The organism is Arthrobacter zhaoxinii (assembly GCF_025244925.1).
Lineage (GTDB): Bacteria > Actinomycetota > Actinomycetes > Actinomycetales > Micrococcaceae > Arthrobacter_B > Arthrobacter_B zhaoxinii.
In genome coordinates this window covers 1,039,227-1,054,333 of the sequence record NZ_CP104275.1, presented here as the reverse complement: position 1 = coordinate 1,054,333, position 15,107 = coordinate 1,039,227, and the positions used below count along the sequence as shown (strand labels likewise).

Here is a 15,107-nt window from a genome sequence, read left to right as displayed (position 1 = left end):
GCCCGGTTCCCGCAGAGGGAACCGGGCCTGCTGTGTTGTTACCGGTTAGAGGACCTTCACGGCCTCACTGGAGTTGTTCTCGTAGTCGACGTCCTTGGTGTCCTTGGTGACGAACAGCGCGATCAGCGTCAGCACCGCCATCGAGGACAGGTAGATGCCCACCAGCCACGGACTGCCGTCCGCCGCCTGCCACAGCGCGACGGCGATGAACGGAGCCACCGCAGCGCCCAGGATCGAGGAGACGTTGTAGGCGATCGCCGAGCCGGTGTAGCGCACGTTCGTCGGGAACAGCTCCGGCAGCATCGCACCCATCGGTCCGAAGGTCAGGCCCATCAGGGTGAAGCCGATGATCAGCAGCGCCATGACGCCCACGGTTCCGCCGCCGAGCAGCGGGGAGAAGGTGAAGCCGAAGAGGAAGATCCCGGCGGTGACCACCAGCAGCGTCTTGCGGCGGCCGTGCTTCTCCGCCAGCGGGCCGGCGACCAGCGTGAAGATCCCGAAGAACACCACGCCGATGATCAGCATGATCAGGAAGTCGTTGCGCGCATACCCCAGGCCGGCGGTGAATGTTTCGGGGTCGAAAATCTTCCCGGCCTTTTCGGCGGCGGCACGGGCGGCTTCCTCGGTCTTCGCGGAAGTGCCGTAGGTGAGCGTGAAGGTGGTCATCAGGTAGAACAGCACATAGGTGGCCAGCATGATGAACGTGCCGGCGATCATCTGACGCCAGCTGTACTTGAAGGCGCGGCTCAGCGGCAGCTTGCTGACCTCGCCGGAGTCGACGACCTTCTGGAATGCAGGCGTCTCAACCAGTTTCAGCCGGACGTACAGACCGATGATGACCATGACGGCACTGGCCAGGAACGGCACGCGCCAGCCCCAGGTGTCGAACTGATCTGGGGTCAGCTGGAAGCTCAGCAGCAGGAACAAGCCGTTGGCCAGGATGAAGCCGATGGGCGCGCCCAGCTGCGGGAATGTTCCCCACACGGCGCGCTTGTTCGCCGGTGCGTTTTCCGTTGCCAGCAGTGCGGCGCCGGACCATTCGCCGCCGAGGGCCAGGCCCTGGGCGAACCGCAGGACTACCAGCAGCGCCGGGGCTAAGATAATCCAGCCGTCCTTGGCCTCCGGCAGGCAGCCGATCAGGAACGTCGCAATCCCCATGGTCAACAGCGATGCCACCAGGGTTCCCTTGCGGCCCACCTTGTCACCGAAGTGCCCGAAGACGATGGAGCCCAGCGGCCGGGCAATGAAAGCCACCCCAAACACGGCGAACGAGCTCAGCAGGGCCGTGAACCCATCGGCGTTCGGAAAGAACAGCCGGGGGAAGACGAGGACCGCAGCCGTTGCGTAGACGTAGAAGTCGTAGAACTCGATGGAGGTTCCGACGAGGCTGGCAACAATCACGCGGCCCTTGGAATTGGCCTTGGCCGGCACCGGCGCCGGCGTGGATGCCGCGGAGGGTTTCTTAGTAGACATTGGAACTCTTTCGCAAGAGGAAATGAAGTATCCATATCGTAGGAGCATCCGTCCGTTATTTGAGATTTGTGTCCAAATACCGGACAAATGTTTCGCGCCGTCGAAATCCGGGCATAAAAAAAGTCCCGCGCCCGCGGACGGATAATCCGCCGCGGACGCGGGAAGTAAAAAGAGCAGCTCCCTACAGGTGAACGTGCAGCCGCCGGGCGGCTTCGGAAATGGACCCGGTGAGGGACGGGTACACGGCGAAGGTGCTGGCCAGGTCATCCACGTGCAGCTTCTGCGTGACGGCGATGGCAATCGGGAAGATCAGCTCCGACGCACGCGGACCCACCACAACGCCGCCGATCACACTGCCGGAGCCCTTGCGGGCAATGATCTTCACAAAGCCTTCCTTGACGTCCATCATCTTGGCCCGGGCATTGGTGTGCAGGGACAGCTTGATGACGTCGCCCTGGTAGCGGCCCTCGGCCACGTCGGCTTCACTGACGCCCACGGAGGCAATCTCCGGGGAGGTGAAGATGTTCGAGGCCACGGTCTTGAGCTTCAGCGGCTTCACGCCGTCGCCCATCAGGTGCGCCACCGCGATGCGGCCCTGCATGGCCGCCACGGACGCCAGGTTGAAGACGCCGGTGCAGTCGCCCGCGGCGTAGACGTTGTCCGCCGTGGTGCGGGAGACGCCGTCGACCCGGATCTGGCCGCGCTCGTCCAGCTGCACGCCGGCTTCTTCCAGGCCAATGCCGGCGGTGTTGGGGATGGCGCCCACGGCCACGAGGCAGTGGCTGCCCTCCACCGTGCGTCCGTCCGAAAGCGTCACGAGCACGCCGTCGCCGGTGTTCTTCACGGAGTCGGCGCGGGACCGGCTGAGCACGGTCATGCCGCGGGCCTGGAAGACGTCCTCCAGCACAACGGCGGCGTCTGCGTCTTCGCCCGGCAGCACCCGGTCGCGGCTGGAGATCAGTGTGACCTTGGTGCCGAGGCCGTTGTAGGCAGAGGCGAATTCGGCGCCGGTGACACCGGAACCGATGACGATCAGGTGCTCGGGAACCTCGGTGAGGTTGTAGATCTGCTTCCAGGTGAAGATCCGTTCACCATCCGGCACGGAGGTGTCCAGCTCACGGGGGTTCGCGCCGGTGGCAATCAGCAGCGCCTCGGCCTTGACCGTTTCCACGGTGCCATCCGCGGCGGTGACCTCGATGGTGGAGTTGTCCAGCAGGCGGCCGTCACCGATCTTCACCTTGACGCCCGCCCGCTCGAGGGTGCTGCGGATATCGTTGGACTGTTCCTTGGCCAGGGCCAGCAGACGGTGGTTGACCACCTTCAGGTCCGCGAAGACCGGCGAGGCCACGTCCCCGAATTCCACGCCGAGATTGCGGGCAGCATTCATGCGGGTCATCACATCGGCGGTGGCGATGAGGGTCTTGGAGGGAACGACGTCGGTGAGCACTGCAGAGCCGCCCAACCCCTGCCGCTCGACGATGGTTACGTCCGCACCGAGGGATGCGGCCACGAGGGCAGCCTCATAGCCGCCGGGGCCCCCTCCGAGAATCGCAAGTTTCCGGGCAGTGAAATCTAGTTGGGTGGTCACAAGGCTCTATTCTGTCCCATCCCGTGACGGCGCTCAAACGGTGGTCTCCGCCGCGGACTCCGGCGCTCCCTGCAGGCTGTAAGTTTGTTAAGTGACTAACGACCCATTTGAACTTGCCCAGCAGGCCGCCGACTACATTGCAGAGCACACCGGCGTGCCCACCCATGACATTGCCCTGGTCCTCGGAAGCGGCTGGGGTGAAGCTGCTGAACTGATCGGCGAGACCACCGCCACCCTCTCCGCCTCCGACATCCCGGGCTTCTCCGCCCCGTCCGTGCAGGGGCACGTGGGTACCATCCGCTCCGTCCTCACCACCGATGGCAAGCGCGCCCTCGTCCTGGGTGCACGCACCCACTACTACGAGGGCAAGGGCGTACGCGCCGTCGTCCACGGCGTCCGCACCGCAGCAGCTGCCGGCGCCAAGGTCATGGTCCTCACCAACGGCTGCGGCGGGTTGAACCCCGAGTGGCAGCCCGGCACCCCGGTGCTCATCAGCGACCACCTGAACCTCACGGCAACCTCACCGCTCGAAGGCGCCACGTTCGTGGACCTGACGGACCTTTACTCGTCGCGCCTGCGCGACGTTGCCCGCAGCGTGGACCCCACCCTTGACGAAGGCGTTTACGCCCAGTTCACCGGTCCGCACTACGAAACCCCGGCCGAGGTCCGCTACGCCAAGACCATCGGCGCCGATCTGGTGGGCATGTCCACCGCGCTGGAAGCCATTGCCGCTCGCCACGCCGGCATGGAGGTCTTCGGCATCTCCCTGGTCACCAACCTCGCCGCCGGCATCAGCCCGGTGGCACTGAGCCACGGCGAGGTCCTCGAAGCGGGACAGGCCGCCGGACCGCGCATCTCCAAGCTGCTTGCCGAGATCATCAACAAGATCTAGCCCGCTTCCGCCGCCGCTCAGCTATCCGCACCAGCAACATTAGGTATCCACATGACTTTGATTCCCGCTGAACTCGAAGAACTCACCGCCGCCGCGCAGGAATGGGCGGACAGCGACCCCGATCCTGACACCGTGCTCCAGCTCCGTACCCTTCTGCGCACCATCGCGGACGGTACGGACGCCGGGGCAGCCGCGGCGGCCCAGGAGCTGGCGGACCGGTTTGCCGGCACGCTTGAGTTCGGAACCGCGGGGCTGCGTGCGGAGCTGGGCGCCGGCCCCAACCGGATGAACCGTGTGGTGGTGCGCCGCACCGCCGCCGGCATTGCCTCCTTCCTGCAGGACACTGCCCGCGACAGCTGGACCCCCAGCGCCGTCATCGGATACGACGCCCGGTACAAGTCGAAGGACTTCGCCCTGGAAACGGCTGCCGTGTTCGGCGCCGCCGGCATCGAAACCTTCCTCCTGCCGTGCACGCTTCCAACGCCGCTGCTCGCCTACGCGGTGCGCGCTTTGGACACGGACGCGGGCGTGATGGTCACGGCCAGCCACAACCCTGCCGCGGACAACGGCTACAAGGTCTACCTGGGCGGCCGTACGGTCAAGGGCCCGGGCCGCGGCGCACAGATCGTCACACCGTACGACGCCGAGATCGCCGCGCGGATCGACTACACCGTTCCGCTGGACTCCATTGAGCTGGCACCGGATGGCTACACGGAGGTTTCCGAATCTCTGATCGCCGACTACATCGGCGCCGTGGACGACCTGGCGCACCGTGAAGGCTACCCGGCACGGGACCTGGACATCGTCCTCACGCCCATGCACGGCGTCGGCGGCGAAACCATGTCCGCAGTGCTTCGCGGAGCCGGTTTCACGTCGGTGACCCTGGTTCCCGAGCAGGCCCTGCCGGACCCGGACTTCCCCACCGTTGCCTTCCCCAATCCGGAGGAACCCGGAGCACTGGACCTGGCCCTGAAGCTTGCCGCCGAACGCGACGCGGACCTCGTCCTGGCCAACGATCCCGACGCCGACCGCGCCGCCGTCGCCGCCAAGGATCCCGCCACTGGTGTTTGGCGCATGCTGCGCGGTGACGAAGTGGGGGCCCTGCTGGGCCGCCACATCGCCGGCCGGATCGCCGCCGGCCGGTGGAAGGTGCGCGGCGAGAAGACGCGTTCCGGCGTCGTCTTCGCCAACTCGATCGTGTCCTCCCGGCTGCTGGCCCGCATTGCCGAGGCTGCAGGATTTGAGCACCAGGAAACCCTGACCGGTTTCAAGTGGATCTCCCGTGTGCCGAAGCTGACCTTCGGCTACGAAGAGGCCCTGGGCTACTGCGTGGCCCCCGGACTGGTCCGGGACAAGGACGGAATCTCCGCCGGCGTGCTTCTGGCCGAGCTGGCGGCCTCTTTGAAGGCTGCCGGGCGCACCCTCTTTGACGAACTCGATGAGCTCGCCCTGGAGCACGGCCTGCACCAGAGCGACCAGCTCTCCATCCGCGTCCAGAACCTTGGACTGCGCACGGAAATGATGCAGCGGCTCCGCGAGTTCCCGCCCGCCTCGTTCGCAGGCTCACCCGTGGCAACCGCCGTCGACCTTTCGGAAGGTGCAGGCGGCCTGCCGCCCACGGACGGACTGCGGTACATTACCGAGGACAACACCCGGGTCATCATCCGTCCCAGCGGAACCGAACCGAAGCTCAAGTGCTACCTCGAAGTGATTGAACCCGTCGGCTCGGCCGCCGATCTGCCGGCTGCGCGTGCAAACGCCCGCGCCACGCTGGATGCAGTACTGGCGGATGTGCGGACGGCCCTGGGACTCTAACCAGGTCAGGAGGCCGGCATGGGACGGCTGATCTACACAAGCATCACTTCCCTGGACGGCTACGTTGCGGATGAGGCCGGGTCCTTTGACTGGAGCATGCCCGATGAAGAGGTGCATCTCTTCGTCAATGGACTCGAGCGCAACGTAGGCACGCATCTGATCGGGCGGCAGCTGTACGAGGTGATGTCGTACTGGGATTCGTTGCCGCCCGAAGGCGAGCCGCAGGCCATCCAGGAATATGCACGGATCTGGCAGGCGGCGGACAAGGTGGTCTTTTCCCGTTCGCTCACCGAGGTCTCCGCCCCGCGCACGCGGCTCGCGCGGACGTTCGATCCCGCCGCCGTGCGGGCGCTTGTGGAGGCGTCCGACGACGACGTGTCAGTGGGCGGCGCGAACCTCGCGGGGCAGGCGCTGAAGGCTGGACTGGTTGACGAGCTGCATCAGCTGCTCTCCCCCGTGATCATCGGCGGCGGGAAGCGGTTCCTCCCGGACGGACTCCGGCTGGGTTTGGAGCTGCTGGATGAGAAACGCTTCGCCAACGGCGTCGTGTTCCTGCACTACCGGGTCCTGAACTGATCTTCCCGTCCGGGAGTCAGGCTACGCCACCAGCTCCGTAGCCACCGGCAGGCGGCTTCCGCTCGCCAGGAGCGTCCCCACCTGCTCTGCGGTAAGCGGCCGGCTGAAGTAGTAGCCCTGGCCGTTGCAGCAGCCCATGTCCTGCAGCAGTTCGGCCTGCTCCGGGGTTTCGATCCCCTCGAAGACCGCCTCCATGCCCGCGGCCTGGATGAGGTGGTGGACAGCGTCGACGAACTCCAGCTGCCCCTTGTCCCGGCCAATGTCCGCGATGAGTGCCCGGTCCACCTTAACGGTGTCCACGGGCAGCCGGCGCAGGTAGCTTATGGAGGAATAGCCCGTGCCGAAATCGTCGATTTCCAGGCGGACGCCCAAGGCCTTCAGCGCTTTCATGGAATAGGTCTCCACATCTCCGCTGCCGACAAAGGCACTCTCGGTGATTTCCAGGACCAGGTCTCTGGGCACGGCACCGGTTTCGCGCAGGACGGCGCGGACGTAGTCCACCAGATCCATGCTCTCCAGCTCGGACGGGGACACATTGACGCGGATATGGAAGCCGTCCTGGTCCTGACCCGAATTACGCCACTGCGCTAGTTGTTCCAGGGCAGACCGCAGCACCCAGCGTCCGATCCCCAGGATGGCTCCGCTCTCCTCGGCCAGCGGGATGAAGATGTCCGGCATGACCAGTCCCTGCGTCGGATGCTCCCAGCGCAGCAGCACCTCCACGCCCTGCATCTTACCGGTGACTATGTCAACGACAGGCTGGTACGCCAACCGGAATTCGTTGCGTTCAACGGCCCTGCGCAGGTCAGAGGCCATTTCCCGCCGCAGTTGGCGGGCGTAGAGCATCACCGGTTCAAATAACCGCACCTGGCCCGGGCCGCCTTCCTTCGCCTCGTACATGGCGGTATCGGCGCGGAGCAGCAGATCCTCGGCGGATTGCCCAGCCTCGGCAAGGTGCACGCCGATGCTCGCACGAGGCCAAACATCCAGTCCCTCCACAACGGTCCGAATGCCCAAAGCCGCCTGGATCCTTTCCGCGGCTTCGAGCGCCGATAACCGCGCAACCTCGGGGAGCAAAACCGCGAATTCGTCGCCGCCGAGCCGCGCTACAACGATTTCCTCCGGAACCGAGGCGAGCAGCCGGCCCGCCACTTCCTGCAGCACCAAGTCCCCGGCTTTGTGTCCAAAACTGTCGTTGATTTCCTTGAATCCGTCCAGATCAATCATCAGCACGGCGGGTGCGGCTTCCCGACCGTCCCAGTCCGTCAGAGCCAACTCCACCTGCTGCATCAAGTCAATCCGGTTGCTCAGTCCGGTGAGCGGATCTGAAAGCGCCATTCGCTGCACCTGTTGGTGCGCTGCGCGGAGTTCCAGCGTGCGGGACTCGACCCGCTGCTCCATGTCCTGGTACATGTCGTCCAGTTCCGCTGCCAGGAGGTTAATGCCCGTGCTGACGGCATCAACCTGATCGCGGGCGGATGAGACCGGAATCCGGGACGTGAGGTTTCCCGCTGCGATCCTGACAATGCCCTCAACGATGCTGCCGAGGCGCGGGTCCGCCGGCAGGTCCCCGGCTCCCTCTTGTGGAGGGATCACGCGGCATACCTTCTGAGCCAGTTCAGGGCATCGCCTTCCTGAGAAAAATACCGTGTGGGACAGGGCTGAACCTCTCCTCCGAGCAGAAAATTCGCGATCACCCGATCGACCGGAGAAACCCCGAGGACAGCTACGGCGGCCAGGGAACGTGCAGCACTGAAGATGTCCCGGGCACTACGGGAAATGGATTCCACACCCGTCAACGTCAGAAGCAGCGGGAGACTGTGCGCAGTCGCCAGTTGATCAATCTTCTCGGCAACGGCGGTAGCCATGGAACCAGTAATCACCTCGCCGGGAGGCAGCACCAGTACAAGGTGCCCCTCATCCGACAGGTTTACCAAAGCTTCCGAGCGCGGCGAAGGGTTTTGAATCCCGTTTCCACGGTCAGGGTCTGCACTTTGCCGGACGATGAGCGAGACGCTGTCTCTGAGCGCTCCGGAGCCGTTGTGCTGCACTGTTTCCTGTCTTGCCATTGCTTCCCCCAAGTTGCCGCGCAGGACCTCAATGCAGCGGATGTGCCTTACCGTACCGGAGCGTCTGGAATCACCGCCTGGAATTGATGCCCCAGTCTGTAATGTTCGCCGTTCAACACCCATCTCTTGAGCATCCGACGCTAAAACGTTAATTCGGTGACTTGCGATTATGAGACCGTCTCGTGAACGGTGTCAATGAGTTTCCGAGATTCGGAGGCATACACGTCCGCACCGATCCCAGTAAAGATACGCTCACATTGCAGGGCGCATTCCAAGGCTTCGGCGTGGGAGCCCAACGCCCTTAAGCTTCGAGCCAAGACTAGCAACGCACGTGCTTGCAAAAACGGGTAGGGACCGGCTAACTCTTTTTCGAGTGGGCGAAGCAGTCCTTCGGCTTTGGCCGCATTGCCGGACGCGAATTCCCACCAAGCGCGGGTGATCAGGATTTCGTACAGATCTATTTCGCCACCACCGGCGACGGCAAAAGCGACCTCTGCACGCTCGACGAACTCAGCGGTCTCAGGCCCGTTGAGCCCAGCCATCAACCGCATGTGAGCAATTGCCTTATTGAACTGTGCCCACAGATTGACATCGTCCAATCGAGACAAGGCCTCTGCCGCTAGGCGTTGATTTTCCAAAGCTTCGTCGATCCGAGAAGACATGAAGGCCACGTTGCTGACTGTCCAGTACGCCATGCCTATGGTCCTCGGACTGGTGACGCCCTCCAACATGCCAACGAGATTCAGCGCTTCCACCCACGCTGCCTCAGTGTCCCCTTCCTCAGCTAGCGACGCGACCAGTACGTGCTGGACACTTCGCCGCCCGTCCTGGGACAGCTCCCGCGATGGCATCCTCGACAATTCCCGGGCCACCGCCAGCGCTCCTTGCATCTGCCCTTCGTTTTGTAATATCCGCGACAGCAGCACCCGTGTCCTCGATTCAAACTCGGGGTACTGCTTTATTGCTTCGGACTCGAGCAGCTGCCGACAGGTGTCTACGGCCTCTTGGAGCAGGCCGAGATTAAGCTGTAGCTGACCTGCTTGAAAGGCCATGCGACAGAAACCCCACGCGTCATCATGCTGCGACGCGGCTTTTGCTGCTGTCCATGAATGATCGACAGCGGCAACATAGTCCCGTCGCTCCTGCGCCCTCAGGGCACGGTATTCGTTCAGGATGAACACTGCATTGTTATCCAAAACCTCGACACCTTCTCACAGTATTCGTCCGCATGTTAATGGAACCTTATCGTGACTCTATCTTGCTGGCGCCGCAAAGGTTACAGTCAGCGGGCGTACCGCATCCTCGCCGGCCCTGGTCAGGATTTCCTAATAGAACAACAATCGGCGTTTCACGCGGAATATGTATAGCTATACTCCTTGTGTCTGAATTGTTCAGCACATATATCTTCCTAGGAGCACAACATGAAAAAGCTTGGTGCAGCAGTGCTGCTGGCCGCAGTTATAACAGGTGTGGGTGTGGCTGCACCCGCGTCAGCGGCATCCCTTTCCCCGGCCACCTCGGACAAAGTAGTCAAGCAAATTGCCGGTGCTTCCGTTTTCGGAATGTGGCCTAAGAGCGACTAAAGACTCCGTCGCAAGAGCCCGGATGCGCCGCTATCGCGCGGGGCATCCGGGCCTAAGCCTTCTGACGACCGTTGGGGGCCGATGGAGCGCCCCCGCGCCCACCAGGGCAAGCGTGATCTCAGCCACGCGCTGACACTCCCCTATGGCAAGATAGATCCCATGTCTACACCCATTGCCTCGTACATTGATCACACGCTCCTCAAACCCGAGGCCAGCCGCGACGACATCCTCCGGGTCTGCTCCGAAGCCGCTGAGTACCAGTTCAAATCCGTCTGTGTAAACCCGCTCTGGGTCGGTACGGTCCGCAACGCACTGAAGGGCAGCGGAGTCCTCACCTGCTCGGTCATCGGCTTCCCGCTGGGAGCCACCACCACCGAGGTGAAGGTCTTCGAAGCCCAGGGTGCACTTCAGGACGGCGCTGATGAGATCGACATGGTCATCGACATCGCCGCAGCCCGGCGCGGAGACCGCGCAGCCCTGGTCCGCGACATCGCCGCCGTAGCGGACGCCGTACACGCTGCCGGCGGGATCCTGAAGGTCATCATTGAAACCTCCCTGCTCAACGATGAGCAGAAAGTCCTGGCCTGCGAAGCCTCCGTCGAGGCCGGCGCCGACTTCGTCAAGACCTCCACCGGTTTCAACGGCGGCGGAGCCACGGCCGAAGACGTCGCGCTGATGCGCCGCACCGTCGGCCCGGACCTGGGAGTCAAGGCTTCCGGCGGTGTCCGTTCGCTCGAAGATGCGCAGGCAATGATCGACGCCGGGGCCACGCGTATCGGAGCGAGCTCCGGAATCGCTATTGTTAATGGAAGCAAAGCCACGTCGGACTACTGACCGGCATAGCTACTGACACTTTTTGAAACGGAGAACTTCATGGTTGGAACACGGTCAAAGCAGCCTTCACACTCAGGCGAGGGCCACCTGGTCAGCAACATCCTCATCTTTGCCGTGATGTTCGCCATTTTCCTCGGCGCCATTTACGCGGTGAACTGGCTGACGCTGGACAACGTCTGGCCGATGGCCATCCTGCTGGTCGCCGCCACCGGCATGTACCTCGTAGCGTTCAGCATCGGCCGTTCCGACACCACCACGGAACTGGCCAAGGGATACTCGCACAACGAGTAAACCCCTTACCTAAAACAGCGATGCACCCCGGCCTTCACGCCGGGGTGCATCGCTGTTTAACTGAGTAGTCGCCGCGGGCAGGCAGGTGTGTCCTACTCTAGGCCGCAGGGGCCCGTCGTCCCTAGATTTACGGGTATGACTACGACCATGACCCGCAGGCAGTGGCGCCGGGACCGCGCCCGGCAGCAGCGCATTGTCCTCATCGGGTACTCGGTACTCGCCTCCTGCGTAGTGGCCGCCGCCGCTGTCTTCCTTATCGCGGTGACGGGCTAGCCCTACTCCTTGAACACGGCGTCGAGCACCTGCTTGGCCCAGGCGAGGATTTCGGCGTCCACCAAATCCCGCCCGCCGATTCGAGCGGTTTTCGGCTTGGGCACCAGCACGGCGTTCAAGGCCGGCTTCACCAGCGCACCCGGGTACATCCGCTGCAGCCGCATGGTGCGCGATTCGGGCAGGTCCGCCGGCGCGAACTTGATGAAGTTGCCCTGCAGTGCGATGTCGGTCAGCCCGGCGGCGCGTGCATCCACCCGGAAGCGGGCCACGTCGATCAGGTTCTTTACTTCCTGCGGCGGCTCGCCGTAGCGGTCCACCAGTTCGGCCAGGACTTCGTCGATCGCCTCGTTGGTCAGCGCGGAGGCCAGCTTGCGGTAGGCCTCCAGCCGCAGCCTCTCCCCCGGCACGTATTCGTGCGGCAGATGCGCGTTGACCGGCAGCTCGATCTTCATCTCCGCTGCTTTTTCCTCGGCCTCGCCGCGGTAGTCGGCCACGGCTTCGCCTACCAGCCGGATGTACAGGTCGAAGCCGACGCCGGCAATGTGGCCTGACTGCTCCCCGCCCAGCAGGTTGCCGGCGCCGCGGATCTCGAGGTCCTTCATGGCCAGCTGCATTCCGGCACCCAGTTCGTTGTGCGTGGCCACGGCCTTCAGCCGCTCCAGGGCGACCTCGCCCAGCGGCTTTTCCGACGGGTACAGGAAGTAGGCGTAGGCCCGCTCCCGGCCGCGGCCCACCCGGCCGCGCAGCTGGTGGAGCTGGGAGAGGCCGAAGTGGTCCGCCCGGTCCACGATCAGGGTGTTGGCGTTGGAGATGTCCAGGCCGGTTTCAATGATCGTGGTGCAGACCAGTACGTCGAAGCGCTTTTCCCAGAAGTCCACAATGATCTGCTCAAGCTTGGACTCGCTCATCTGGCCGTGGGCGACGGCGATACGTGCCTCCGGGACCAGCTCCCGCAGGTGCGCGGCGGTCCGGTCAATCGAGGAGACCCGGTTGTGGACAAAGAACACCTGGCCCTCCCGCATCAGCTCGCGGCGGATGGCGGCGGAGGCCTGCTTGTCCGTGTACGGGCCCACATAGGTGAGCACCGGGTGCCGTTCCTCCGGCGGGGTGGCCAGCGTGGAGGTCTCGCGGATGCCGGTCAGGGACATTTCCAGGGTGCGCGGAATCGGCGTTGCGCTCATGGCCAGCACGTCCACGTTGGTGCGCATCTTCTTCAGCGCTTCCTTGTGTTCGACGCCGAAGCGCTGCTCCTCGTCCACGATCACCAGGCCAAGATCCTTGAACTGGACTTCCTGTGACAGGATGCGGTGGGTACCGATGACTACGTCCACGGCGCCGGTCCTGACGCCTTCCATGGTCTCCTTGGCCTGCTTGGAGGTCTGGAACCGGGACAGGGAGTCCACCCGGACCGGGAAGCCGGAGAACCGCTCGGCGAAGGTCTCCATATGCTGCTGGGCCAGCAGGGTGGTGGGCACCAGCACGGCGACCTGCTTGCCGTCCTGCACGGCCTTGAAGGCTGCCCGGACCGCGATCTCGGTCTTGCCGTAGCCCACGTCGCCGGAGACCAGCCGGTCCATGGGAACTTCGCGCTCCATGTCCGCCTTGACCTCGTTGATGGTGGTCAGCTGGTCCGGGGTTTCGATGTAGGGGAACGCTTCCTCGAGTTCGCGCTGCCACGGGGTGTCCGGGCCGAAGGCGTGGCCCCTGGAGGCCATCCGTGCGGAGTAGAGCCGGATCAGCTCTCCTGCGATCTCCTTGACGGCCTTGCGCGCCCGGCTCTTGGTCTTGGCCCAGTCGGAGCCGCCCATCTTGGACAGGACGGGGGTCTCGCCGCCCACGTAGCGGGTGATCTGGTCCAGCTGGTCGGTGGGAATGAAGAGCCGGTCCCCGGGTGCACCCCGTTTGGAGGACGCGTATTCGAGCACCATGTACTCGCGCACGGTCTTGTTGGTGCCGGCTCCGGTGGCCCGTTGGATCAGTTCGATGAACTTGCCCACCCCGTGCTGCTCGTGCACCACGAAGTCGCCCTCCTGCAGCTGCAGCGGGTCGACGGCGTTGCGCCGCTTCGAGGGCATCCTGCGCATGTCGCGGGTGGAGTAGGCGCTGGCTCGGCCTAGCAGGTCCGCTTCGGTAAGCAGCCCGGTCTTGAGGGTGTCGAAGACGTATCCGCGGCCGGCGCTGGCCGTGGTGATGGAGATGACGCCGGGGCGCGGCTCTTCGTCCACGGAATCCACCAGGGCGGCGGGGATGTCGTTTTCCTTGAAGAGTTCGGCCAGGCGGGCGGCTGGGCCCGGACCCTCTGTCACCACCACTACGCGCCAGGCGTCACGGACACGGCCGCCGATGAAGTCCATCATTTCCGCGACGTCGCCCCGGTAGCCGCGCGGTTCGCGGGCATTAATGGTCAGGGTGTCGATGTCTAGGACGGTTTCGTCGTCGGGGTTGAAGGAGGTGATGGACCACCAGCCCACGTCATTGGCCTGCGCTGCAGTGCGCGTGTCTGCCAGGGAACGGAAGCTTGCGGCGTCCAGGTCCGAAGCCAGCCCGGCGGAAAGATCCAGAGGTGCGGCACCGCCGTCGGACGCTGTGGCCCATGCAGCCGCGAGGAATTCCTCGTTGGTGGCAGCCAGGTCGTGCGCGCGGGCACGGACCTTTTCGGGCTCGATCACCACGGCAATGGACCCGCGGGGCAGCTCACCCATCAGCGGAACCATGGAGTCCACCAGGACCGGGGCAAGGGACTCCATGCCTTCCACGGCGATCCCGCCGGCGATTTTCTCCAGCATGTCGGACGCGGCCGGCATCTGGCCCTGAAGTTTCGCCGCGCGGCTCATGACCGACGGCGTGATCAGGATTTCCCGGCACGGAGGGGCGTAGAGCTCGGAGGGGTGGGTGATGTGCTCCCCTGTGAGTGTCCGCTGGTCGGCGACCGCGAACCAGCGCATGGAATCCACCTCATCGCCGAAGAAGTCGATGCGGATGGGGTGATCCTCGGTGGGCGGGAAAACGTCCAGGATGCCGCCACGCACGGCGAATTCGCCACGGTGGGAGACCATGTCCACCCGCGCATAGGCGGCATCGGCCAGCGCGGACACCACGGAGTCGAAGGGCTGCTCCTGGCCGACCTTCAGGGCGACCGGTTTCAGTTCGCCCAGTCCCGCAACCAGCGGCTGGAGCACGGCCCGCACGGGGGCAACCACAATCTGCACCGGAGCGGTCTCCGGATGCGCCAGCCGGCGGAGCACCGACAGGCGCCTGCCCACGGTATCCGAGCGCGGGGACAGCCGCTCGTGCGGCAGCGTCTCCCAGCTGGGGAACTCCTCGATGCCGGCCAGCGGCAGGTAGCTGCGCAGGGCGGCGGCCAGATCCTCGGCCTCGCGTCCGGTTGCCGTCACCGCCAGCACCACCGGCGGGATCCCGTCACCGGTCCCGGCCGCCGCCAGCCCGTCCACGACTTCCGCGAGCAGGGCGGCGCGCATGCCCTGCGGTGCACCGATCTGCAGGTCTTCGCTGCGGCCTGCTACGGGCCGGGAGGAAAGGGTCCGCACCCTTGCGTACGAGGGGTCCTCAGCGAGGGCGGCACGCAGTCCGTTCAGGCTCATGGGGTGTTTTCTCCTTCATGACGGCAACGCAAATACCCGAAGTCCACAAACGGAACCCCGGGGTTTTCTTCCACATTACCTGCTGCGGGGCCAGTGATCTGCTGCTCCCGC

12 protein-coding genes are annotated in these 15,107 nt (G+C 64.5%); 6 read left to right on the top strand and 6 right to left on the bottom strand.

Translation table 11 applies throughout. The features are described from left to right. Positions 1-45: 45 nt before the first annotated feature. On the bottom strand, positions 46-1,473 hold the full coding sequence (locus N2K95_RS04900) for an MFS transporter (RefSeq protein ID WP_260653171.1): 1,428 nt from the start codon (positions 1,471-1,473) through the stop codon (positions 46-48). 181 nt (positions 1,474-1,654) lie between these two features. Further along, positions 1,655-3,061, bottom strand: coding sequence for an NAD(P)H-quinone dehydrogenase (locus N2K95_RS04895; protein WP_260653170.1), 1,407 nt, complete (start codon positions 3,059-3,061; stop codon positions 1,655-1,657). A 91-nt stretch (positions 3,062-3,152) separates the two neighbouring features. Between N2K95_RS04895 and N2K95_RS04890 the strand changes: the two genes are divergently transcribed. Genes N2K95_RS04890 through N2K95_RS04880 form a run of 3 tightly spaced genes read left to right on the top strand, consistent with a single transcriptional unit; the run spans position 3,153 to position 6,344 of the window. Beyond that, positions 3,153-3,953, top strand: coding sequence for a purine-nucleoside phosphorylase (locus N2K95_RS04890; RefSeq protein ID WP_260653169.1), 801 nt, complete (start codon positions 3,153-3,155; stop codon positions 3,951-3,953). 51 nt (positions 3,954-4,004) lie between these two features. After that, a complete protein-coding gene (locus N2K95_RS04885; RefSeq protein WP_260653168.1) occupies positions 4,005-5,768 on the top strand; it encodes a phospho-sugar mutase in 1,764 nt (587 codons plus the stop codon). 18 nt (positions 5,769-5,786) lie between these two features. Then, positions 5,787-6,344: a dihydrofolate reductase family protein gene (locus N2K95_RS04880; protein ID WP_260653167.1), complete on the top strand. Its 558-nt coding sequence runs from the start codon at positions 5,787-5,789 to the stop codon at positions 6,342-6,344. Positions 6,345-6,365: 21 nt separating this feature from the next. Here N2K95_RS04880 and N2K95_RS04875 read toward each other — a convergent pair whose 3' ends face one another. The 3 genes from N2K95_RS04875 to N2K95_RS04865 form a co-directional block, all read right to left on the bottom strand. Continuing rightward, positions 6,366-7,940, bottom strand: a complete 1,575-nt coding sequence (locus tag N2K95_RS04875) for a putative bifunctional diguanylate cyclase/phosphodiesterase (RefSeq protein WP_260653166.1) — start codon at positions 7,938-7,940, stop codon at positions 6,366-6,368. Further along, positions 7,937-8,413 (bottom strand): DUF7793 family protein, encoded by a 477-nt coding sequence (locus tag N2K95_RS04870; protein WP_260653165.1) that lies wholly within the window; start codon positions 8,411-8,413, stop codon positions 7,937-7,939. The genes N2K95_RS04875 and N2K95_RS04870 overlap by 4 nt, the downstream gene beginning before the upstream one ends. A 167-nt stretch (positions 8,414-8,580) precedes the next feature. Then, entirely contained in the window at positions 8,581-9,609 is a 1,029-nt protein-coding gene (locus N2K95_RS04865) for a hypothetical protein (protein ID WP_260653164.1), read from the bottom strand. A 546-nt stretch (positions 9,610-10,155) separates the two neighbouring features. On the opposite strand from N2K95_RS04865, the gene deoC reads away from it, so the two are divergent. The 3 genes from deoC to N2K95_RS04850 all read left to right on the top strand — a co-directional run bounded on the left by deoC (position 10,156) and on the right by N2K95_RS04850 (position 11,394). Beyond that, the gene (deoC, locus tag N2K95_RS04860; protein ID WP_255793336.1) at positions 10,156-10,830 is read left to right on the top strand and encodes a deoxyribose-phosphate aldolase; all 675 of its coding nucleotides are present in this window, start codon (positions 10,156-10,158) and stop codon (positions 10,828-10,830) included. A gap of 39 nt (positions 10,831-10,869) precedes the next feature. Then, positions 10,870-11,121, top strand: a complete 252-nt coding sequence (locus N2K95_RS04855) for a hypothetical protein (RefSeq protein WP_146363517.1) — start codon at positions 10,870-10,872, stop codon at positions 11,119-11,121. A 135-nt stretch (positions 11,122-11,256) separates the two neighbouring features. Further along, positions 11,257-11,394, top strand: coding sequence for a hypothetical protein (locus N2K95_RS04850; protein WP_260653163.1), 138 nt, complete (start codon positions 11,257-11,259; stop codon positions 11,392-11,394). A 2-nt stretch (positions 11,395-11,396) separates the two neighbouring features. Here the strand turns inward: N2K95_RS04850 and mfd are convergent, their stop codons facing one another. After that, the gene (gene mfd, locus N2K95_RS04845; protein ID WP_260653162.1) at positions 11,397-14,996 is read right to left on the bottom strand and encodes a transcription-repair coupling factor; all 3,600 of its coding nucleotides are present in this window, start codon (positions 14,994-14,996) and stop codon (positions 11,397-11,399) included. Positions 14,997-15,107 lie beyond the last annotated feature (111 nt).